Consider the following 23220-nt stretch of genomic DNA (forward strand, 5'->3'; position numbering starts at 1 on the left):
TGTATTAAACAATGATGAGACTGGAAATTGAAGTATAGGAACCGATTTTTTAAACCAACCAGTCTCTTTTAGTTTTTAATATTTATGAGAAAATACGAAATAATTCAAAAAACCTTAAGAGGGGTTAGTACTTTTTTTTTTGAACCCGGTAAAAGCCGTAAAATTTGTTCGTAAATGCCAAAGGAATGGGATCAGAGATACTCTCTCTCATTATTTGAAGAACAATCTCACCTCTTATGAAAACGAATTCAATAGCAAGTTGAGAAAATTTTCTATTCTCACTCCTTTACATTCAATGCCTCTCGCTCTAATGCTTAAAGATTCACTTTATAAGGTAGGCTTAGCTTGTGAAGTGACTTCAAATGAGGAAGAGTTTGCTTCTATCTCGAAAAATACTATTCCTATAGTTCTTGCCCCTCAAATATTTAAGAAACTTCCGACACAATTTATTGCATTCCAATTGGAGCAAAAAGAATCCAGCTGGTTTAATTCAGAATACTTTGATTTATTAAAGAACGCAACATTTGTATTTGAATTCGCAGAGAACAATTTAAATTATCTTTTGGAGAGGGGAATATCATTTAGTCGATTGTACTATCTCCCAATTACTCCTTCTAATTTTCTTTTTTCAAAATCTATCCATCAAGTTTCTTGTAAATATGACCTAGTTTTTTATGGCTGTCTCAATGAAAGAAGAAAAAAAATTCTGGAAGAATTAAAGAAACACTTTTCAGTTTTGGTAGTGACGGATTGTTTCGGCGAGGACCTCCATAAAAAGCTCTATTCCGCCAAATTAGTTATTAACATTCATTACTACCCCAACGCAGAACTTGAATCTACTAGACTAATAGAAGCATTAGGTTTAGGGCTTTCTGTTGTTTCTGAAGATACGCAAAGTAAAGAGGATTTGTTTTTTAAAGATGTTGTTACTTTTGCAAAGAAGGATGACATCGGAGATCTAATAACTAAGATTAAAGAGAGTCTAAAAAACAAGGATTCAACAAACAGTGAATCTTTGGTTTCGCAATTCTCTTGGTTTGAGTTTTACCTTTTTCGCTTCTTGCTATCACAAGACATCATAGACTTCCAATGTTTTATGGATAAGTTCATTTCTAACTTTCCGGTAGAGAATAATAAGATTTGTTTATCTCTCCCGGAAAGTGTAGAGAGAAGGCAGAACTTTCTAAGGCAACCAGAAGGCCAAAGCTATTCTTTTTTTCCAGGATTAAGACATTCCTTAGGATGGGTTGGATGTGGAATGAGTTATAAATTCATGTACTCGCTTTATAAACATCAGCCTTACAAACTTCTTCATATTTGTGAAGACGATGTAGTTTTTGCTTCAGATTTTCAGGTAAGACTTAACATAATTGAGAGGTATCTTTCGAACAACAACAACTGGCAAGTATATTGTGGATTAATATCAGATGTTAATAAGTCACTTAAACTTAAAAGCCATTTTCTAATTGACGGAGAAGAGCTGCTCCTCCTTAACCACGCAGTTGGCTTAGTCTACACAATATACTCGCCTAAGGCCCTTGATCTTCTAAGTAGATGGGATATATCGCAACTAGATGTTCAAAAGAACACTATTGACCGCTATATGGAAAGCAATCTTTCTGACTTTTTAGTAAGTATTCCATTTTTGGTTGAGCAAGATCCTGATTTAACCTCTACGCTTTGGAAGCAAGAAAATTCTAAAATATATTCTGAAGCAATACAATCAGCAGAAAAAGAATTGAAAGGCCTGGTACATTCAAACGTTTGAAAAACTTTCTAAAGAAAGAGAGTGCTACACTCCTTCTAGCTCTGAGAGGAGCCTTATCGGGAGTTATTTTCCTCCATAATTGCATTTAGCTATTGCTTTGGGTTTAAATATTTTCCCTCACATCTTTTTTGCTGTAGGGAATTTCTTTTCAATTTATTTAACTAGAGATGAACCAAAATCGTTATCTTCATAATTTTATAAGATTATTAGTAACCTTAGGGGGGGGGTATTGCGATTATTTCCCTAACATGTGGGTTAACAGAGCTTTTTTCTGAAAAATCTCTTTGTATACTTGTTGAATTTGTCTGCATATCTCTTTTAATTTCTTTTAAAAATAACTCGTTAAATTTGATTTGTTTATTACTAGCCATAATTAATACATTGCAATTTGCTAGCTTTTTTTCTACAAACAATTACATCATCCCTCTTACAGTAACAAACTTAGGTTCATATCAATCTTTAGGAATTAAAAGTCTTTTGAGCATTGTTCTTGCCTCACTTACCTGGTTTTTATTAATTACATCTTCTTTTTTCTTTGGGAAATTAAAATCAAGCAAGACACAGCTCCTATTATTTTTTTCTTTTGTAGTTTTGGAAGTATGTATCGTCGCTCTTCCTATTCATGATTTTTTTAAGACTTTAACTGTGGTAGCAAAAGAGTTAACCTTCCAATCAAATTCATCTGACAAATCAGCAGAGCAGTTGAGTAAAAACTTTAAGAAAATTTTTGTAGCTTCTCCAAACAAATCCTTTAATATTGAGGGTAAAAATATCATCCTAATTTTCTTAGAAGGATTTAGTAATGAAGTGATTGGCCCTAGACTGACACCTAATTTAGAAAGACTCCGAAGCTCGGGCACAGCATTCAAAAATTATTATTCTCATACTGCCGCCACTTTTAGAGGAATTAGAGGACAACTTATTTCAGGCTTTCAACTTGCTCAAGGATACACTGAAGCAAATAATGGCATAGGGCAGGTGAGTTCAGCTGAGACAAGACAAAATTTTTGTTCCCGAACGGTTGAATCAATCCCAAGCATATTGAACGACCTTGGGTATACAACAATTTTTCTTTCTCCTCATTCAAGGGAAGAAGCCCTCTTAAATTTTCTTAATTGCCTGAAGTTTAAACATTCTTATGGATCGGAAGATTTTGCTGAGAATCAAAATGCAACTGACAAAGAGACTTTCGAAGAGATTTTCAAATTAGCCGAACATTATGAAAGAGAAAAGCTGAAATTTTTCTTTAGTAGCTATGTTTGGGGAACACATCACGGAATGGATTCCCCCGATAAGAAATATAAAGACGGTAAAAATCCCTACCTTAATAAGTTCTATAACTCTGACTATTGGTTGGGAGAATTTATTAAAAAATTTGAAAATAGTCCTCTTTTCGATAATACCGTACTTATCGTTACTTCAGATCATTCCACATTTCCCACCAAAGAATTTAATAAAACTTTCCGATTGAATAAAAGTATATTTCTTGGTCAAATTCCTTTAATTATTTATGGCAAAAACATTCCTGAACAGGAAATTGACGCCTCCTATTTAAATTCTCTTTCACTGGCTCCAACAATTTTGGATCTCATTGAACCTAAAAAAAGCATCGAAACTCATTTTCTCGGAAATTCTCTCTTTAGTCATAAAAAAAGTAAATTTGCAAACTACAGTGCAATTGGTTTTGATATTTTTCATAATGATAATGGCACTATAAAAAAAATAGATTTCGAAATGCACCCGGAGCTTAAAAAAACAATAAAAAAAGAAATTTTTGATTTTTACAAATTGGGGGGATGATTTTTAAATTTCAAGGAGAGAAAAAAGTTTCAATTTCTCTTCAATCTCCTCGCTGCGTAAAATGTTCTACGAATTGATATTATTGGTCAGATAGAATTGTTTTTAGGAAAAATTTTTATCAAAGAACTAAAAGGTCATTATGTTCCGTTTTTTTAATAATCTACCCCCCCCCCTGTTCGGTCATTTCTTTCAATTTGACTAAAGGGATTTTTTTCTTAAAAAAAATATTGTTTAAAGTTAAAGATGCATTCTATGAGAAGAAAGAATCTACTCAATACACATCTCCTAAAATAGAAACAAATGAAAAGGTTGAGAAATCACTTCCGGATGGTAATAGGGTGATTTATTTTGAGAGTGACTCAGCGTTCCTGGATATAAATGTCCAGGGAAGTAATAACTTAGTAGAAATTGGCAAATTGCTCCCAGGCATAACTGGTAAAATTTCTATTAACCTCTACGGTGAGGATTGTTCAGTTGTTCTTTCAGATCGTCTTTGGGTATCTCAATACTTAACTATTTGTGTTGGGCAAAATCATCCTAATTTTGGAAAAGTTAGAAACGTGAAAGTCGAACTTGGTTCAGACGTCTCTATTGAGGGATGTGTCATTATCACCTACAATTCCAATACTAAGGTTTCGTTGGGATCACGTTGCATGTTGTCTTTTGGGATAACTATTTATAACACTGATGGGCATCCCATTTTAGACAAACGAACAAATAAAATTATAAACAAGGTGCGTGATGTTGTTATAGAAGAACATTGTTGGTTGGGGGCTAACTCAACTATTTTGAAAAACGTACATATCCCTCAAGATTCAATCGTAGGGTGGGGTGCCGTTGTAACGTCAGGTAGCCTTAAGCAATTTGGGACTAAAAATGATTCTCCTCTTCAGAACTCTGGAGTAATTTTATCTGGCAATCCGGCTAGAATTTGTAAAACTGAAATTACTTGGTCACAAAATGGTAGTGCGGGATATGTGGACAATGTCAATTAAACGTTTAGTTTGCAGCCTTAGCTTCCTGTTTAAAACATCCTATTTCGAATTAGTGACGGAAGAGGAATCCAATTCGCTTTAAACATACTTCCAGAGACTAGGGAAGAGTCGAAGAAAAATATGCTTCGCATACTTCTGAGGGGGCGCCGTCCATTTTGACAGTCCCATGCTCTAGCCAAATTACACGAGAGCAACACTTTTCGATTAACTCTCGAGAATGACTTGCAAGGATTAAAATATTCGATCGATCAACTAATTCACTTAATCGTTTCTCAGCTTTTTGTTGAAAGTTTTTATCCCCAACAGATAGCCATTCGTCCATAATCAAGATTTCAGGTTCGATCATTGTTGAGACTGCAAACGCAAGCCGTAAATGCATTCCAGACGAGTAAGTTCTAACAGGCATCCTGATGAATTCACCAAGCTCGGAAAATTCAATTATGTTTCTAAGCTCATCGTTAATCTTCTTTTTTGGGATACCCAGCAATGCTGCTCTTAGATAAATGTTTTCAAGTCCGGTTGCTTCAGTATCAATCCCTAAAGAAATATCTATTAGAGAGCCAACCTTCCCTTCAATTTTCGAGGTGCCGCAACTGGGGGCATAAACTCCACTAAGCACTCTAAGAAGAGTGCTTTTCCCGGCTCCATTGTGGCCTATTAACCCTACTCTTTCATTACCATTTATACATAAAGAAATATTATCCAGCGACCTGACAACAGTTCTCCCTTTTTCTGTTAGTCCGATCCTTCCACCAGTCGCGAAACCCATCATTGTCTTTTTTAAGGAGCGACCTTGAGAGTTATAGACTGGAATGTCTATCGAAATATTGGAGAGTTGAATGTGAGCCATATATGTTAAAGCCAATAGGCTATACGATCCCTATACTTATTGAAAAAAACAATTGTGATTATCCATCCCAGAAAAGCGAGCGTCAAAGTGTAAACGTAACTTGAAATTGAAGGAGGACAGCCAAGAAGAGGATCACGGACTATTGTTAAAAGTTGGTAAAAAGGATTTGGTTCTAGGAGCATCATTGCACTTCTAGCAGGCAACAGGTTCGGCATCCAAATAATAGGGGTGACGTAGAAGAAGATTTGGAGAACACTCGCCATGATCTGCGTTAAGTCTCTAAATCTTGCACAAACAATTGCAAGGAATAATGACATCCATCCTAAATTGATTAAAAGAAGGACAAATCCAGGGATAAAAAAAAGAATATCCCAATTTACTCCTTTTCCTACGCATATATACACAACTGGGACAACAAACATATTATGGGCGAGGATGTTGAGGTTCCTTATTATCATGCGAAGTATATGACTGAATAAGGGAATTGGTAATTGGCGAATAATTCCTTCAGATGAAGGAAATACCGTAGTAGATTCAGTCAATACGGTTGAAATGAATCCCCATAAGATCAAACCGATCGTCAAAAAGGGAAAAAATTCTTCCATGGGGGATTTAAATAGATTCCCGAAGATGACACCAATGCAGGCGATAGTGATTCCCATGGAAATGGTAATCCAAAAAGGTCCTAAAGAAGATCTCCGATATCTTTGTCTGATGTCACAATATGCCAGGTAAGCTGGCAACTTAATAAGGCTTAAGGATGCGGAGACGTCTCTTAGGCCTTTCCCAAAAAAAATTAAACTCATTAAAATAGTATATTTACTAAAATTCTTTGAAAACGATGCTAGTCTCTGTCATTATACCTAGTTACAATTATCGAGAGTACTTAGAAGATGCTGTCGACAGTGTCCTTTCCCAAACATTTAAAGACTTCGAAATAATAATTGTTGATGACGGTTCTAAGCTTGAAGTCTACCAATTTGTGGAAGAGGTTGCTCAACGGGACGAAAGAATACAGCTATTTTCTCATAAACACAGACAAAATAAAGGGCTTTCGGAAACTATCCAACTAGGGATAAACAAAAGCAAAGGTGAGTGGATTTGTATATTAGAAGCAGATGATCTTTGGCGCCATGATTGTCTTGAAAGAAGGATTGAATTAATCTCTCAAGAAGTATCCATCCTCGTTAATGATCTTAATCCCATATTAATGAATGCTGACTCAGACAGCTGGTTTCGAGGTTATGTACCACGAGTGATGACTCAATTGAATTTTAGGCAAAGAAAAAAGACTCCTTTCCAAGTTTCCGATTTAATGATGTGGGAAAATGTTTTCCCGACTTTCTCTGCCGTCATGTTTCGAAAAAGTTTGGCGCAAAGAGTAAATTGGAAGACTCCGGTCCGTGGTTGGACTGATTGGTTCGTCTGGGCTCAAATGTCGCAAGATGCCAGAGTAAGTTACTGCTCCGACAAATTAACTCATTGGAGACTTCATTCTGACAGTCAAAACAGTAAAAAAGCAGGGTTAAAAACTTATTTGCAAGAGTATTCGTACTTTAGAAAAGCCTTGTATGACGAACTTAAGAAAAACGGGCGGCATGACAGTAGAATAGTGCCCTTAAGACTGCCTAGCATAGTTCCGTTAGGCAGGAGAGCTTTTCTTTCCGTAAAGCAAATCGGTATTAAAAGTTTTTTAGAAAGCGTTTTCCAAAGATTAAAACATTAGATTATGGCTAAAACACTATTAGTTACGGGCGGAGCAGGGTTTATCGGCTCTTGCTTTGTATTGCAAAGAGTTCTGGGCGGCGACACTGTTATCAACTTAGATAAACTCACTTATTCCGGAAACTTAGAAAATCTTAAATCTATTCAGGCTAATAAAAATCACATCTTTGTTCACGGGGATATCGGTGACGAAAAACTTATAAAAGAACTTCTAGAAAAATATCGTCCTGACGCTATAGTTAACTTCGCGGCTGAAAGTCACGTAGATCGCTCTATCCATGATCCAGATGTATTTGTTAAGACAAATGTTCTAGGGACAGAAGTCTTACTGAGAGTTGTGAAAGACTGGTGGAAGGAGTTAGAACAAGAAAAGAAGGAAGCTTTCCGTTTCCATCACATTTCTACAGATGAAGTTTTCGGAACTTTGTCCTTAGAAGCTCCTGCGTTCACAGAGGAAACTCCTTTTGCACCGAATAGCCCGTATTCTGCATCCAAAGCTTCTAGCGATCATTTCGTCCGAGCTTTTCATGAAACATATGGTTTGCCAACTTTGATAACCAATTGTTCTAATAATTACGGGCCGAGACAATTCCCAGAGAAATTAATTCCTTTAATGACCTTGAATGCACTAGCTGGAAAGAATCTTCCAATTTACGGCACCGGAGAAAACATTAGAGATTGGCTGCATGTAGAAGATCATTGCGAAGCGATTTATCTAGTACTAACAAAAGGCAGAGTAGGCCAAACCTATAATGTTGGCGGAAAATCCGAGAGAACCAATCTCTTCATTGTGAATAAGATTTGTGAGCTTTTAGATGAAATTAAACCACTTGGTGCTGGTAAATCTTACAAAGATCAAATTGTTCATGTAACGGATAGACTTGGCCACGACTTTAGATACGCCATAAATTGTTCCAAGATCGAAAAAGAACTTGGTTGGTCTCCCAAACATACTTTTGAAGAAGGTATTAAAGAAACAATCGAATGGTATTTGAACAATCCTGAATGGGTAAAAAATATCCAATCAGGAGAATATCGTAAGTGGATTGAACTCAACTATGCGGAGAGACAATAATGGTTAAGCAATGGAGAGGAATTATCCTAGCCGGTGGAAGCGGGACGAGATTGTATCCATTGACTAGATCCATCAGTAAACAGCTTATGCCGGTTTACGATAAGCCCATGATCTATTATCCCCTGTCAGTGCTTATGCTTGCTGGCATTAAAGAGATAGCAATAATCACTACTCCTGAACAGCAGATTTTATTCAAAGAGCTGCTTGGCGACGGTACCCAATGGGGATGCACTTTCGAATATGTAGTTCAGAAAAAGCCGGAAGGGTTGGCACAGGCCTTTTTGCTTTGTCAAGACTTTATAAAAGGCTATAACACCTGCTTGGTCTTAGGAGATAACTTGTTCTTCGGCCAAGGCTTCCCACTTTTGTTAGAAGCTGCTAAAGGACGAGACTCTGGGGCAACTGTCTTTGGCTACCATGTTTCCGATCCCGAAAGATATGGCGTTGTTGAATTCGATGAAAACAGGAAGGCCGTTTCTATTGAGGAGAAGCCGCGTTTGCCTAAGTCCAACTATGCGGTGACAGGACTTTATTTTTATGACGACAAAGTTCTTGAAATAGCCAAAAAAGTCAAGCCTTCAGCTCGCGGCGAACTTGAAATTACAGATGTTAATTTAGAGTATCTGAAAAGAGGCACTCTCAATGTGGAAATCATGGAAAGAGGAATAGCGTGGCTGGATACGGGAACCCATGAGTCTTTGTTAGAGGCGGCATCATTTATCCATTCAGTTCAAGCCAGACAAGGTTTGATGATTGCCAGCCCGGAGGAAATTGCGTGGAGAAAGGGTTATATAACGAGTGAGCAATTAGAAAAGCTAGCTAAGCCAATTGCTAAAAATTTGTACGGGCAATACCTTTTAAACCTTTTGAGATAATATAAAAATGATCGTTGAGAAAACTCCTATCGAAGGCGTTCTCCTTGTTAAGCCCAAAGTATTTGGAGATAAACGCGGTTTCTTTGTCGAGACATGGCAAAAAAAGAGATATGAAGAAGCCGGAATTAACCTTCCTTTTGTTCAGGATAATTACAGCATGTCAACAAAAGGTATTCTTCGCGGTCTTCATTTTCAGAAGAAACACCCTCAAGGAAAATTGGTAATGGTCTCTCAAGGAGAGGTTTTTGACGTTGCAGTAGATTTGCGTAAAAATTCTCCAACTTTTGGTCAGTGGTTTGGATCCTTATTGACTGCAGAAAATCAACATCAACTATGGGTTCCCCCTGGAATGGCTCACGGATTCGTAGTGCTTTCTGAGACTGCGCATTTTCATTACAAATGTACTGATTATTATCATCCTGAGGATGAAGGTTCAATTCGGTGGAATGATCCAGAGGTTGATGTCAAGTGGCCAATTTCTTTTGAACCGGTCGTCAGTGAAAAAGACGCGAAGGCACCTTTCTTTGCCGATATAAAAGATTCCTTCTGAGAGAAGAGAGAATGTTAAAAGTAGCTATAACCGGTTCAGAAGGAATGTTGGGAACAACGCTTACCTCAACTTTGGAAGATGTTGAAGCAATTCCGCTGACGAGGGAGACCTGCGATATTACTGATCCAACCCAAGTGGACCAAGTAATCCGTAATACTCGTCCGGATGTGCTTATTCACTGTGCGGCCATGACTGCGGTTGACTTGTGTGAGTCCGAACAGTTTTCAGCTTGGAAGATAAATGCTTTTGGAACAACCAATGTGGCTCGAGCCTGCAACACTTATGGTACCAAGCTTATCTCCATCTCCACAGATTATGTTTTTGATGGAACTTTAGACCGTCCTTATCACGAATATGATGAGCCTGCAGGGGCTTTAAATATTTATGGAAAATCCAAATGGGCAGCAGAGCAGGCTGTCCGAGCACATTGTCCAAATCATTTAATAGCTCGAGTTTCTTGGTTATATGGAGAACAAGGACCAAGTTTTGTTCACACAATGCTTCGTCTAGCCGATGGAACTAGAGACTGCCTTAAAGTCGTTAACGACCAGGTTGGTAATCCTACAAGCACGGATTCTGTCGCATCGGCTTTGAACGTATTGATTCATAGACCGGAACTGGTTGGTACCATACATTTGACATGTGAGGGAGAAGCAACTTGGTATGATTTTGCAAAAGCCATCTTCAGAATAAAAGGGGTCGAGCAAAAAGTACTCCCATGTTCTTCGGAAGAATATAAAACTCCAGCCAAGAGACCCAAGAACTCCCGTCTTGAGAAATTAGTTTTAAAAGAATGCGGACTGTTCGAGATGCCGAAATGGGAAGACGCTCTCTACAAGTTTTTAAGGAAAATTTAATCTCGCCTTTATTAGTTCTCATTTTGCGTTCACTGGTGGAGGGAAAGATGATAGTTGTCTCTCGTCATGGTTCCGTTAAAGCAGAGACTATCATGAGTTATATTGGGACTGCCCACACGCCGGGCGATATCTGCATAAGTTCTCTCTCGGCTACTTTCAATTAGCACATAGAGGTTGGTGAGCTACGTGGACTTAAACTAAAGAAGGGGTAGATTTTAAATTAACCTTCCCCCTTTCTTTAAGTCAGGGCAAGTTCCGCTTGTACAGAAGAATTCGTGCTCCATTGTGGCCTACCTGCTCCTAATACTGTCAATGACAATTGTGGACAAAGCCTATAGTTTTCCGAACGCTTTTCTTTTCCTCTAGCCTCTTCCTGTATGTCTCCGGTCAACTCCCTTGCCGCATAATGTTTATTTCTCAATTAAATCGATAGCCCTTTACATACTACTGACACGTCTTTCATGAAGAATCTTTCACCGGTTTCATTTGTTTTGAATATGTCTTGCGATCTAAGATAGCAATTTTCTAGCAAGTGTCGGGTGCTAGAAACGGTAACGAAAAAGACTCAAGTTACGGCATTAAAGCTGAAGATGCTTTCTTGAAAAGTCATCTAGATGCACCAAAGAGTAGATTTGTCGAGAACTTGTTCAACCAGCTTTCGAGCCAAATGAAGGCATACTTGTAACGTGCTGGAGAGGGAGGCGTTCTCTAGAAACTACTGCTTTACTGTATTTGTAGTCAAAAGAAATCTATCTGGCTTTAATGAATAAGTTACTTGAACAGAAAAAGGGCTTGTTCATTTCAAAAAAGATTAAGAGCTTGATGTTTTGCTATGGCTTAAAAAGATGAGGTCGCCTTATCGGAATGTCTTTACGATACGCTCGAGGAAACGAGGGAATTCTGCTTCAATCACTCGATAAACTGAGATAACTAAGAACAAAACTGTCAGCAATGCGAGAGAAAAAAGATAAACCACGCAGCCTACTTTAAAAGCTAAAGCGATAAGAGTCATGAACATTACTCCTTGAAACTGCGTGGTTTAAATTGGAGGAAAGTCTGGAACTCTCTCCTCCTTGGTTAACATTGATATAGCTAGTTTGTTATTGTTTTAGAAGATACCGCATACGGCAAATCCGAAAGCCACGGAAAATACAATTGCTAATACGCCTGGAATAAAGAACGAGTGGTTAAATACCCATTTGCCAATGCGTGTTGTACCGGTATCGTCCATCTGAACAGCACCTAAAAGTGTCGGGTATGTCGGAAGCACGAACAGGGCTGAAACAGCTGCAAAGGAAGCGACCAGCATGTACGCATTATCCGGATTTGCAGCGGAGATTCCTAATGCGGCGACCACTGTCGGAGTGATGGCCTTAGCAGTAGCTGCCTGTGAGTAAAGTAACATAGCTGCTAAGAAGAAAACAACTGCAAGTAGAGCAGGGTACTGACTGATGGTCTGAGATGCAAAATCTTTGATTTCTTTAGTGTGACCTGACACAAAAGTATCACCCAGCCATGCTACGCCCAATACGCAAATACAAGCAACCATACCTGATTTAAAAACAGAAGTGGAAGCAATATCTCCGAGCTTAACATTGCAGAGTGTTGTAATTAAAGCACCGACCAACAACATCAAGCTGATGATGGCTGCATCACGAGGAACGACAACTTGTTTGATAAGGCCCACAGCCGGAGAAATGGCAGATGCGTAAAGGACAACGCAGACAACCCCGATTAAGAAAACCCAGACAGAGCGCTTAGCAGCTGGGGTGATATTCATTTCCTGCAAACCGACAGGAGGTTTAACCAAACCTTCTTTCAGGCGTTCTTGATAGATCGGATCTGTAGCTAAATCCATCTTGCTGATGAGAGTCATTATGAATGCTGTAATCATGCACCCAGCGAAGGTTGTCAGCAGCCATACGCCTAATAGCGTCGGATAACTCCATCCAAATGGTTCGAGAACACCGGTCATGTAAATAACTGCGGCAGAAACCGGAGAGGCGGTGATAGCGATCTGGGAAGCGACTACCGCGATAGACAGCGGAACCGAAGGACGAATGTTTTCGCCTTTAGCCACTTCGACGATAACCGGAATCATAGAGAAAGCGGTATGGCCTGTGCCCGCAAAAATCGTTAGTACATAAGTAACCAACGGAGCGAGATAGTTAATGTATTTTGGGTTCTTGTACAGAATCTTTTCTGCAATGTAAACCAAATAATCAAGCCCCCCGGCTAATTGCATGGCAGAAATTGCTGCAATAACCGAGGCGATGATCAGAATTACGTCCCAAGGAATATTTCCTGGTTTCATGCCTAAGCACAAACCAAGAATAAGTACGCCGGCACCGCCGGCGTATCCGATGCCGATACCGCCTAGCCGGACACCTACGAAGATTGCGCCTAAAAGCACAATAATTTGAAGAGCGACTATGAAGTCCATAAAGCCTCCATAAGTATTAATTTGTCTAAGTAAATGATTTCGAAAGTATGATTAGAAAAAACCTCCCGGAGAACAACCTAGATTGTTCTCCGTTGGAAGCATAGGTTCTGAAAAAGAGCCTAACTAGAGGGTAAAGAAAGCCTTTTTAGTTAAAAGGCGATCTTCAAAGTAGCGCCGACACCATTGGATTTGATCTTGCTACCGTAAGCACCGTAGTAAGAAACTCCTAAAGAAGCGCGTTTGCCTAACTGGGCTTCGACTCCAAGACCAACTGCTGCAACTGCGGAGAGTTTTTCACTCTGAACCTTAGCAGTGGCACCGTTGCCAAATTTGAGAGTAGATTTGCCTCTTGTGTCGCCCATGAATTGGGTCCAATTCACATCGGCAACTGCCTTGAACTTGGCTGAACCAACTTCAAACGGAACCTTTGCGCGGACGCCAAGATTAGAGACCGCTAAGTTCTGGTTGTCAAATTGTGTTTTAACCGTGCCTCCGGCGTAGTTGTCGCTGACGTCATCGGCTGAAAGATGCATCCAAGACAGTCCTACATATGGTTCAACTTCGACTGTGCCGAGATTCAAACCTGTATAGGCTGCTTCAGCAAAAATCTGAGCAACGCCGGCGTTGTAGCTGGTAGACGAGCCGAAAACTTGGTTCCCATAGAATAATCCGCGTGCGGAATCTCTGTCTTGACGAGTATAGGCGAAGCCGTAGTTCAAGCGAACCGGGTTCAATTTAGAGTGACCGTAGATACCGAAGTGGAGATCATTGGAATCAATCTTGCCGTCGCCGCCAGCTTTAAACTTGGTCTTGCCTGCTCCGAAGAATACACCGACCTTATTGTCTGCATTGATATCGGCCTCTAAGCCTACTAAGCCTGTATAGAAATCAGATTTCATCTTAGAGGCTGCAGCCCGATCCATCTTAGACCAGTTGCCGACTGCAGTCATCCACAAACGGGCACGACCGTTATCAACATCAGCAACCTTTGCTGCGCCATCCACTCCTATAGCTTGGTCTTTAATTGCACGTGCTAAAGTCTGACCATTAGCAATAGACATGGCATTAGCCGTAACGTGAAGGTCATTGCCTAAAGATGCAAGTGTTTTGGAGGTTTCTTCCTTGCTGGAACTGATAAGACCGTCGAATAAAGCATCATCTGCCATAAGAGCTTGCGCAACTGAGGCTTGATTGGCATTATTCGCATAACTTGCCAAAGTCTTGTCATTCTTTTGTAAAGTGCCGGTGATGGTGTTGCCTTCTACGGTAACGGTGTGATCAAGCAACGCATAGTCAGGAGTAACAATTGCGTTGTCTGCGCCCTCAAGTGTTTCGGCTGAGATTGTTCCGGTTTGGGGGGTGCCTTCGTAAGCTAATTTGAAAGCCTCCCCATCTAAAGAAGTCACCGAAATTTGAGACCCTTGATTAAATTTGAGACTGCCAACTTGAACGTTTTGGTTGGCGATCACTGCATAAGTACCGCCCTTGTTCACTTCTATATTAGCTTTCTGAGGAGTAGCTCTGGTTACTCCGCTAACAGCGGATTGAAGTTCGCCTTTTTGAGTAAACGTATCGTTATAAGTTTCAAGAACACCAAAGGTACCGCCGTTGACTTTCACGATCCCTGATCCAAAGGATTCAGTGAAACCGTATAATGAGCCTTCCTCAACGGTAGTTCCTCCGGAGTAGCTGTTGTTTCCGGTCATCACTAAGGTACCGGAACCGCGCTTGACTAAAGAGCCATTGTAAAGGCCGTTGTCAATCTTGTTCTGAATAGCGGCTGCTCGTTTGGCAAAATATTCTGCTCTCCAGGCTTTTGCATCTTCTTGGGAGATAACGTGATTCGTGAAATCAGCGTCTCCGTCCCCTACAACGAAGTTTTCCCCGAGCTCGTAGTCTCCTCCAGCGGCGATATCAGTGCCGTTCTTGGTTTTTTCCATCCAAGCTTTGTCTTCTTTTTCTCTTTGTTTAAGAGCAACTTCAGAGATGTCATTTGTCCATACATCAAGAGGAGTAGCATTCAAGTTGTAATCGAATTTTCCAAGGAATTGGCCTGGGCCGTACATGCCTTTATCAAGGTCCGGGACGCCCCAACCCATTGCATCAGAAACTTCTCCTTCAGCCGGAGTAGTTCCGTCCTTGTTATCCCATCCTTGCATATTGGTACCATCTGCGTTTTTATGATTAGCAGTGGTAAACATGACATCGCGAACTTGAGTTGCATCCATGCTCGCATAACGAGACATGAGCACAGTCATTGCGCCTGCTACGTGAGGAGCTGACATCGAGGTTCCGCTGCTGTTCCCCCATAAAGCAGCTCCTGTGTTGGTATCTACTTTAGAACCGTAAATCCCGCTTCCGGGAGCTGCAATCGTCCACCATTTTCCTAGACCGGCTTCGTTCCAAGTGTCCATTAATTTGAACTTGGGATTATCATCTGTGAAGTCTGGGGATTTGCCTAATCCCGCTACGGCGATCCATTGGCTTTCAGCCTCCGGATTGAAGTAGGGGAAAAGCGGGCGGTAGAAAGGATTGTCAGAGTTTCGATTGCCGGTGGTAAAAATTTGAACCACTTTTGTACCCTTAACCGCATCCCAGGCTGCATCAACAAAGCTCTTGTTCATTCCATCATATTTTTTGTTGTGATAGAAGTACTCATACTCTGCTTGTGCAATTGTGCTTGTGGGGATATGTCCTGTGAAAGATACACGGATATCTCCGGCCTGAGGATTTTCAATAGTCCCGTTATTGGGTTTTTCCATAGCGGCTTGCACTTCACTAATGGTGGGTAGAGCATTAAAAGTATCCCATTTAGTCCCGTTAAATTGTTGCAATATGCCGATGCGGATGTTAGTACCCCAAGAGTTATTAATTACTCCTCCGCGTTCAGCTCCATTGGCGGCAACAAGCTTGTCGGCAAGGGACTTCCAGTTGGTGTAGAAATATTGATAATCTTGGAAAGGACCATAATTGTTGTTATCTGTTGCGCCCGTATTTCCAACTATCACGTTCGCACCCCAAGCAACGCCGTGGAATTCTGAACCGTCACGGTTTGCACCGACTGAACCGGTAACGTGAGTACCATGAGAGTCGTTTACTCCATCCATCCAGTTTCCTGTAACTTCAAAGGTTTCGCCTTTCGTAAAAGGTTGTCCCTTATTCGGAGTAGGCTGTTGGCCGGCATAAATGGCTGAAATAACTGATTGTGGATAACGGTTGCCGTCTGAACCATAAGAACCCGTGACGTGATCTCCGGTGATTCGATCAGAATTTAGATCTGGATGGGACAGAAGTGCGCCCGAATCCATGACGCCAACTGTAACTCCCGAGCCATTAAATCCTAAGGAATAGGCGGTGGAAGCGTGCATTGCTGCAAGGCCCCAGTCTTTTTGGTATTCAGGAGTCTCCCACGTAGTTTTATCACCTATCACTCCGGTTTCAACGTAAGCAGCAACTGCAGAGGCAGCACCTATAAGCAAGGAAGTTGCTAGAGCAATACTCAATGCAGATTTAGATCTTTTGCCGTGAGATTTTTGAACCTCACTGGTCGTGACAAAAGCCTGTCTTGCATCGCTCCAAATTGATTTAAAACATTTATTCATTATTTCTCCTCTTGAGTATTGAGTAGCCATAAAACCCTTCGGATTGGAGGGTTTTACTTAACTACGGTAGTTATTTTTCTCGCAGAGGTGGTATTTAAATACCGAGAAAACCATGAAAAAAAGACTAACTTACAACCATAAGGTTAACTTCTTTAAATATAAAAGTTTTATTGAGAATGTATGTAATTGTTTGATTAAAATAATAAAATTTAAATTACATGGCTGAGTTCTTAGTTTTCTATTAAAACACCTACTAATTTACTAATATAAGATTCATTAAGTTCATTAAACTCAATTAAGAGATGTACGACAAACATTTAAATGTCTTTCTTACGGTTGCAAATTCTGGAAGTTTTTCGAAAGCCGCTAAAAAGCTAAAAATCACTCCGCAAGCTGTGCTCAAACAAGTGCAACTATTGGAAGAGAAGCTCGGCGTAAAACTTTTTTTAAGGACTTCTTCAGGTGTAGTTCTTACTGGGGGGGTAAATCAATTTTCAATGATGCAAACTATATAATTTCATTTGCAAATGAAGCACGAAAACGAGCAAGGTATATCGAGGACGGAAAAGTTAACTTAGTTCGTTTCGGTTTTTCTTGTCTAACCTCAGTAGATTATTTATCAAATATTTGGCCTTTGGTTTTGGAACGATATCCACGATTAAAGTGTGAGATAGTGCCTTTTGAGAATGATGGCTTGACGGTTTGGCAACTTTTGACTCATATGGGCGAAAGAATAGACGTTATTGCTGGTGCTTTCGATGATGATTTTTTAGAAAGAAGAAGTTGCCAAGCTTTGAAACTCACTGAGAAACCGTTAAAGATACTTCTCTCGGTTTTTCATCCCTTAGCCTCGAAAAAAGTCCTGTCAATATCTGATTTGGAGGGGTACGAGATTTTGGTTTCGGGGGATCTATGGATGCGAAGGTACGATGCGGCGAAATCATTCTTAAGTAAAAATTCAAAAATTAAATTGACTAACTACCAGTCTCTGGAGTTTTCTCTTTTGAATGAATGTGCTAATAGCTCAACAATGATCCTCGGTTTAGACGTGTGGGCAAATAACCACCCCTTGATCACGGCTGCAGCTTTGGACTGGGATCGGAGGCTGCCGTATGGAATCATATTCTCTAAAACCCCGTCTATTCCTGTTTCAAGGTTTATCGAAATGGTGTTCCCTGCTATCAAGAAATTGGGCTTTAATCCATTCAGCCAAATATAAGCAGAATGCTAAAGAAACGGAATGAGATTTTTATATCATCACATTGAATGGAAGCTTCTTTCGCGAATTGGAACCGACATGCAGTTCGAGTTTCCTCATTTTAGTATTTCTAATATTTCCGGCATTCTTCGCATAACCAACCCTCAATAAGAGCCTTAAATTTTCGTCCTCTTTGGAATAATCGGTTCTAAAAAACGTCAATTTTTGTAGTGGTCGGCCATGTGGACAAACTGGATTATTCAGCTCTTAAGGCCCTTTTGAACTATTTTTTCTCGGTTCTCTATGAGTAATCTCTCGCATTCCTCTTATCTGTCTCTTGTGGGGAATAAGGAGTAAACATTTAAACCAAAAGGGAGGCGGCTTTAAATTAGCGCCTCCCGTGGCTGTCTTTCATTTAGGTCATTATCTGCCTAAACAAAAGAATCTTTACTGCACCGGTTCTACTTGCCGGCAATGCTGTCGATGGCAATACGGCCGAAGCAAATTGCTTTACCGAATGCGGTTCCGGTCATGTATGCCGCTCTGTGTACGCCACCGGTCAATTCACCGGCCGCATACAAAGCAGGTATCACTTCGCCGAATACATTAATGACCTGAGCCTTTTCATTAATCTTCAGACCGCAGTAAGTACCGATCAAAGCGGCAGTGGTCGGCATGATATAGAACGGGCCTTTTTCTAACGGAACCGGTTTGCCAAAACCGCTGGTCAGGGAAGTACGTCCAAACTCATCTTTACCCTCCTTGATACCTTTGTTGTACTTTTCAACGGTTTCTTTAACCTGTTTCGGATCCAAACCGGCTTTCTTTGCTGCCTCTTCAATAGTTTCACCGAAATAAACCCATTTCTGACCGGCAGGATCATTGGTTAATGCCGTCATCATTTCAACGCCTTGCGTATCATTTTTGAGGTCATAATCAAGGATGTTCTTGTCAAAGACCTGATAAGAGTACCCGTCGGTCTGCGCTAAGGAAGCATCTCCTTGAAGCTTGTAGGATTGAGACTCATCAGTAAAGCGTTTGCCCTCTTTATTAATCATGATGGCACCGCTATAGGTAATAAGGCTCATATCTTGAATGATCGTCGGTTTGAGCTTGAATCCGTACGAAGCTTTGATGTAGGTAGTATCAAGAGTATCTGCGCCGATTGCCTGAGCCATCAAGATGCCGTCGCCTTGAGTGCCGCCGCCGGAAATGGCATCGGCCTTAGCCATGATGGGATTAAATTTAGCAAGCAGTTCCGGATTTCTGGAAAATCCGCCGGCAGCAAGAACCACTCCTTTGGTAGCGCCGAGAACGACATCTTTCTTATTAATGGTTGCCTTGACTCCGATTACTCTTCCGGTTCCGCATTCAGTAACCAGGCGGTTGGCTTTAGCGTTAAGGACAATTTCAACTCCTCGATCCTTTGCATACTTGGTCAAAGCTTTGATAACTTCCGGAGGGTTGAAAGTATGAGAACGCGGAACACTCATGCCGGACGCGGCCATGACGCCTCTAGGGTGAACATCTAACGTCTTAGTTAAAAAGTCATATTGAATCTTTGACATGTCCACAAAAGCTCGGACGACTTTCGGATCGTTCTTGCCTTTGCCGGTCTTAATCATGTCGTTGTAGAAAATATCGGCCGTATCAGTTTTGCCTTTGGCTTTTTGAAGATCTGTTCCGAAAGTAGAGAACTGACCGCCGCATAAGAGGCTTGAACCCTCGAGTAAGCCGGTTTTTTCCAATACGATGGCTTTCAAACCTAATTCACCGGCTCTGCATGCTGCTGCAAGACCCGCACCGCCCCCCTCCAACGATTACAACGTCATATTCTTTGTCAAAACCGGCAGCATTAGCCTGCACATAGGGAAGGGTGGCTAAAGTGCCTAAGCCGACTGTCTTCAAAAGATTTCTGCGAGATAGTGTCATAAGGTCCTCCTTGTTCAGCTTAAATGGAGCTCAGAGAAGATAACTCGTTGTTTTCTTACTTCTCTAAGTAAGATTCAGTCTAGAAAGCGAAATACGTAAGTATGTTGATGTAGATCAAACTTTTGCACGGAAAATACATTGGGTTGTTTTCAAAGGCGAGATGAGGCTATCCTTTCTTAATCTGATAAAAATTTAAAAGACTTCCAAGGAAAAAATCCAGATGCTGAGAAGAACAGTTCTCGCTTTACCAAGCTTATTTTTAAGCCCGACCCCGGCTGACAGGTTTTTATCCTCAGCTGATGCCTCGGAATTCATAAAGAAAGAAACTTTTCAGCTTCCCGGAGATGTGGAGTTATTAATAATTGGCTCCGGAGTTGCCGGTTTGTCGTGTGCTGTCCGAACAGCCGAACTCGGCGACAAATCTATTTTGCTTGTAGAAAGAGAACCTCTGATAGTGGACTCAGATACCGTTGATGATGGAAGAGCTTGTATTTCAGAAGATAAGACTGCTGGAGTGATGGAATAAGAGAAATGAATAGAGAGGCTTCGCAGCGAAAGATAGTGTGTATTCAGTGAGATGATTGGTTTGTGTTCCAATTTTTGTACAAGATTTCAGCCCTCTAATTGTAAAATGGTAAAAGTCTGGGCTAGCCTACTAACAGTATTCTGTAGACTTGTGGAGATTGCCGTATTGCCAATAAACTTTAAATCCATTTTTGTGTATTTTCAGTAATTTGAAATGCAGAATGTTTATAACTTTTTGAATATATGGAGGGAGTGATGAAGTTAAGAAGCTTTTGCGGTCGTAATGTTAGAGGTTATCTAAATTTTGACCTTAAGTTTGACGAAAGCTTAAACTTTTTAATAGGAATAAATGGGTGTGGTAAAACCACAGTTCTTAGGCTGTTGTATGGTTTAGTCACACCTTCTCTGGAAGAGTTGCTCAAAATTCAATATTCCTCTCTTTCTCTCCGTTGTTATGATGAAGTTAAAAATGATTTTGAGATTGAGATATTTTGTAAAAAAAATATCAAAAGCTTGACTCTTCAGGTAATAGACGTGAAGAGTGGGGAAACTGTAGAAGATTCGTTTATGCTTTCAGAGATTGAAGAAGAATCTGATCGTTTTGAAGAAAAACTTTGGTTGATAGACGATATTCCAAGAGCGAAGAAATATTTTGAGAACTCCAAAGTTGTCGCAAAAATTAGAGAAATTCAAAAGTACCAAAGGCCGTTATTCTTAGGTCTGAATAGAAGAATTGAGGGATTGAATCTACAACTTCCCAAAAGGAAATCTTATCTCTTTTATGAGCGAGAACGCTCTGAAGAGAGAGTTGCAGATTCTGTCATCCAGGCTTTACGAGAAATTGAAGATTTAATTCATGACTTTGTTAGAGAAAATGCTAAAAAACAGCTTTCCCTCTCCGATGAGTTCAGAAAAAAAGTTTTTGCCGAATCTTTCAGAATTTCTCCATCAGAGAACGTCTTTGAACTCTCTTGGCAGAAAGACATGAAGCATTTGAAGGAACAGCGACAACAAATTCGAGATGCTTTTGAAGAGCTCAAGATTAAAGATTTGTTAAGAGAATGTGATGATTTTTTAGATGATGTTTCTAAGACCCTGGACACGCTGTCAAAGTTAGAGAAGGATTGGACCTCGGAAAAGAAGGGACTTTTAGCTCTCACTAGATGGATGATGAGTAAATCCCAATTAGATAAGATAGATAAAATCATCCAGTATGCTAACGAATATAGACAAAATCTTCAGAGGATTAGCGAGCCTGTGACAAAATTTATAGAAAGCGTAAATCTGTTTTATAAAGAAGTTGGAAAGGAAATATTGATTGATCAAAAGGGCGATGTGCAGATCAGAATTAATGGGATCAAAAAATCGATTTCGATGTTTGAACTATCCTCTGGAGAAAAACAGCTTTTGATACTGATGGCTCACGTTGCATTTCACAAAAAAAATCGGGCGAAGTCTTTCCTGATAATTGATGAACCAGAGTTATCACTTCATATTACATGGCAGGAAATTTTTATAGATGCACTATTAAAAGCTAGTCCGGAAACCCAATATATTTTGGCTACGCATGCGCCTTCGATTGTTTCATCAATTTCACGCAGTAGAAATTGTATCGACCTATCATTGAATAACGAGGCTCCTAAGAAATGGAATTAAAGTTTTCTCTGAGCCAGCTTGAAGTTGTTCCTTTATTTAAAGCATATCGCAATGATATTGATATTTTCACTGAGGATGAGGAAGAAGATAGGGAATTTTATAAAGTTATATTTAATAGACTTTTAAAAGATACCGGAGTAAGAGTTAGCGATGTTTACCCTCTGGGCACTTCTCGAGCGGTGATAGAAGCCAGTAGGGGAGGAAGGTGTTCCGCTCGGCCCGCGTTATATTTAGTTGATGGAGATATATTTCTTTTGTATTGTCCAAAATCACCAACTAATAATTTATTTGTGTTAGACAGCTATTGTATTGAAAATCTTGTCGTAGACGAGAAGGCGACATACGAAACGATTAAAACTTTTTTGGGAACTAAGTCGCTCTCTGAGATTAAGTCAAAGTTTAAATTTTCTGAGTTAATTGACGGTTGTAAGAAAGAGTTGATTGATCTTTTTTTTATCTGGGCTATTCAATGCAAATATACGGAAAATTTTAAAATGGATAATATTGGGCGCTTTTATAATAACAAGACTCACGATCTGTCAAAAGGAAAAATTAAAAAGAGGACGAAGGAGATTGAAAATTCTCTGATTGATTCCGGCAAGATTCAAAGAAGCCAGCTAGCTTTAGAGATAAGCAAGTTGAGGGGGAGGTTTTCTTATTCCAATGAGACTTTTTTTAAGATAGTTTCAGGCAAAGATTATTTAATGCCTTTGTTGAGTCGTCAGGCTAGAAGAAATCTCAATCTGCGCTTCGAAATAGATAGACATGCATGGAAGTACAACTTGGCTTCACATTGTAATATGGATAGGTTTGCGAGTTTAAAAGAAAAGATTTTGTTGATATGTAGTCAAAAAAAATCTTAACTTGGTAGTGCAACTTCTCTAGAGGTCAGAGATAGCGCCTTTTAAAATTTCTTATATGTCAATGAAGAAGTCAGAATTACCAAAAAATAACTTTTTTGTCTTTCATTCTTTAGTTTCTAATTAGCGGTTGTGTCAGCGAAGCGGACTATGCTGTTAATTAGTGGAAGAGCTTGACCTCATGAATTTTGATGACTAACGACATACTAAACTCATAGATTATCATTTCTGAATTGAGACCTCAGGTCAGCCATTAAGATTGATGTTGCTTTTTTGGAAACTTCTGTCTTTAAAAAACTTTAAAATTTAAAGAAAAGGCAATTTCTAGCTCTTAAGTGCATCTCGGGGAGGAGGCATTTTTAATTTGAGTAAAATAGCTTTTTTAGAATGAAAAGCTGGTTGCTCCATAAAGCAGTGCGAATTTCTGGGTTTCTCTATGCTGCTTACTTATTGATTGTTCTTTGTAAACCAAAGACAATCACATAAAGCTCTTAGCAAAGAACTTAGTG

20 protein-coding genes are annotated in these 23220 nt (G+C 39.9%); 13 read left to right on the forward strand and 7 right to left on the reverse strand.

Features of this window, described 5'->3' with window-relative positions:
• Positions 1 to 310 precede the first annotated feature (310 nt).
• The 3 genes from ACYQ4O_RS00830 (at position 311) to ACYQ4O_RS00840 (ending at position 4563) form a co-directional block, all read left to right on the forward strand.
• Complete coding sequence (locus ACYQ4O_RS00830; RefSeq protein WP_460174448.1) at positions 311 to 1768, forward strand: hypothetical protein; 1458 nt, start codon at positions 311 to 313, stop codon at positions 1766 to 1768.
• A gap of 381 nt (positions 1769 to 2149) precedes the next feature.
• Complete coding sequence (locus ACYQ4O_RS00835; RefSeq protein WP_460174449.1) at positions 2150 to 3568, forward strand: LTA synthase family protein; 1419 nt, start codon at positions 2150 to 2152, stop codon at positions 3566 to 3568.
• A 194-nt stretch (positions 3569 to 3762) separates the two neighbouring features.
• Positions 3763 to 4563, forward strand: coding sequence for an acyltransferase (locus ACYQ4O_RS00840; protein WP_460174450.1), 801 nt, complete (start codon positions 3763 to 3765; stop codon positions 4561 to 4563).
• 97 nt (positions 4564 to 4660) lie between these two features.
• On the opposite strand, the gene ACYQ4O_RS00845 is transcribed toward ACYQ4O_RS00840, so the two are convergent.
• Complete coding sequence (locus ACYQ4O_RS00845; RefSeq protein WP_281523636.1) at positions 4661 to 5413, reverse strand: ABC transporter ATP-binding protein; 753 nt, start codon at positions 5411 to 5413, stop codon at positions 4661 to 4663.
• A gap of 5 nt (positions 5414 to 5418) precedes the next feature.
• Positions 5419 to 6219: an ABC transporter permease gene (locus ACYQ4O_RS00850; protein WP_281523635.1), complete on the reverse strand. Its 801-nt coding sequence runs from the start codon at positions 6217 to 6219 to the stop codon at positions 5419 to 5421.
• Positions 6220 to 6254: 35 nt separating this feature from the next.
• Between ACYQ4O_RS00850 and ACYQ4O_RS00855 the strand changes: the two genes are divergently transcribed.
• Genes ACYQ4O_RS00855 through rfbD form a run of 5 tightly spaced genes read left to right on the forward strand, consistent with a single transcriptional unit; the run spans position 6255 to position 10495 of the window.
• Positions 6255 to 7139, forward strand: a complete 885-nt coding sequence (locus ACYQ4O_RS00855) for a glycosyltransferase family 2 protein (RefSeq protein WP_460174465.1) — start codon at positions 6255 to 6257, stop codon at positions 7137 to 7139.
• A 3-nt stretch (positions 7140 to 7142) separates the two neighbouring features.
• Entirely contained in the window at positions 7143 to 8213 is a 1071-nt protein-coding gene (gene rfbB, locus ACYQ4O_RS00860; protein ID WP_281523633.1) for a dTDP-glucose 4,6-dehydratase, read from the forward strand.
• Positions 8213 to 9088 (forward strand): glucose-1-phosphate thymidylyltransferase RfbA, encoded by an 876-nt coding sequence (gene rfbA / locus ACYQ4O_RS00865; protein WP_460174451.1) that lies wholly within the window; start codon positions 8213 to 8215, stop codon positions 9086 to 9088. The genes rfbB and rfbA overlap by 1 nt, the downstream gene beginning before the upstream one ends.
• Positions 9089 to 9095: 7 nt before the next feature.
• The gene (gene rfbC, locus ACYQ4O_RS00870) at positions 9096 to 9638 is read left to right on the forward strand and encodes a dTDP-4-dehydrorhamnose 3,5-epimerase (RefSeq protein ID WP_281523631.1); all 543 of its coding nucleotides are present in this window, start codon (positions 9096 to 9098) and stop codon (positions 9636 to 9638) included.
• Positions 9639 to 9649: 11 nt separating this feature from the next.
• Positions 9650 to 10495, forward strand: a complete 846-nt coding sequence (gene rfbD / locus ACYQ4O_RS00875) for a dTDP-4-dehydrorhamnose reductase (protein ID WP_281523630.1) — start codon at positions 9650 to 9652, stop codon at positions 10493 to 10495.
• A gap of 856 nt (positions 10496 to 11351) precedes the next feature.
• Here rfbD and ACYQ4O_RS00880 read toward each other — a convergent pair.
• From ACYQ4O_RS00880 to ACYQ4O_RS00890, 3 genes are all read right to left on the reverse strand, one after another.
• Entirely contained in the window at positions 11352 to 11507 is a 156-nt protein-coding gene (locus ACYQ4O_RS00880) for a hypothetical protein (RefSeq protein ID WP_281523629.1), read from the reverse strand.
• Between the two features lie 96 nt (positions 11508 to 11603).
• Positions 11604 to 12938: an anaerobic C4-dicarboxylate transporter gene (locus tag ACYQ4O_RS00885; RefSeq protein WP_304703079.1), complete on the reverse strand. Its 1335-nt coding sequence runs from the start codon at positions 12936 to 12938 to the stop codon at positions 11604 to 11606.
• Positions 12939 to 13087: 149 nt separating this feature from the next.
• Positions 13088 to 16540: an autotransporter domain-containing protein gene (locus ACYQ4O_RS00890; protein ID WP_281523496.1), complete on the reverse strand. Its 3453-nt coding sequence runs from the start codon at positions 16538 to 16540 to the stop codon at positions 13088 to 13090.
• 302 nt (positions 16541 to 16842) lie between these two features.
• On the opposite strand from ACYQ4O_RS00890, the gene ACYQ4O_RS00895 reads away from it, so the two are divergent.
• Entirely contained in the window at positions 16843 to 17055 is a 213-nt protein-coding gene (locus ACYQ4O_RS00895) for a LysR family transcriptional regulator (RefSeq protein ID WP_460174452.1), read from the forward strand.
• Between the two features lie 179 nt (positions 17056 to 17234).
• A complete protein-coding gene (locus ACYQ4O_RS00900) occupies positions 17235 to 17759 on the forward strand; it encodes a type 2 periplasmic-binding domain-containing protein (protein WP_277031056.1) in 525 nt (174 codons plus the stop codon).
• A gap of 440 nt (positions 17760 to 18199) precedes the next feature.
• Here the strand turns inward: ACYQ4O_RS00900 and ACYQ4O_RS00905 are convergent, their stop codons facing one another.
• Positions 18200 to 19501: an FAD-dependent oxidoreductase gene (locus ACYQ4O_RS00905; protein ID WP_460174453.1), complete on the reverse strand. Its 1302-nt coding sequence runs from the start codon at positions 19499 to 19501 to the stop codon at positions 18200 to 18202.
• A 7-nt stretch (positions 19502 to 19508) separates the two neighbouring features.
• Positions 19509 to 19670: a UGSC family (seleno)protein gene (locus ACYQ4O_RS00910; protein ID WP_281523493.1), complete on the reverse strand. Its 162-nt coding sequence runs from the start codon at positions 19668 to 19670 to the stop codon at positions 19509 to 19511.
• Positions 19671 to 19890: 220 nt separating this feature from the next.
• Here ACYQ4O_RS00910 and ACYQ4O_RS00915 point away from each other — a divergent pair, with 220 nt between their 5' ends.
• From ACYQ4O_RS00915 to ACYQ4O_RS00925, 3 genes are all read left to right on the forward strand, one after another.
• Positions 19891 to 20196, forward strand: coding sequence for an FAD-binding protein (locus ACYQ4O_RS00915; RefSeq protein ID WP_281523492.1), 306 nt, complete (start codon positions 19891 to 19893; stop codon positions 20194 to 20196).
• A gap of 254 nt (positions 20197 to 20450) precedes the next feature.
• Positions 20451 to 21851 (forward strand): AAA family ATPase, encoded by a 1401-nt coding sequence (locus tag ACYQ4O_RS00920; RefSeq protein ID WP_460174454.1) that lies wholly within the window; start codon positions 20451 to 20453, stop codon positions 21849 to 21851.
• Complete coding sequence (locus ACYQ4O_RS00925; RefSeq protein ID WP_281523490.1) at positions 21842 to 22714, forward strand: DUF4435 domain-containing protein; 873 nt, start codon at positions 21842 to 21844, stop codon at positions 22712 to 22714. The genes ACYQ4O_RS00920 and ACYQ4O_RS00925 overlap by 10 nt, the downstream gene beginning before the upstream one ends.
• Positions 22715 to 23220: the final 506 nt, after the last annotated feature.

This window comes from Turicimonas sp. TL08, from assembly GCF_054660695.1.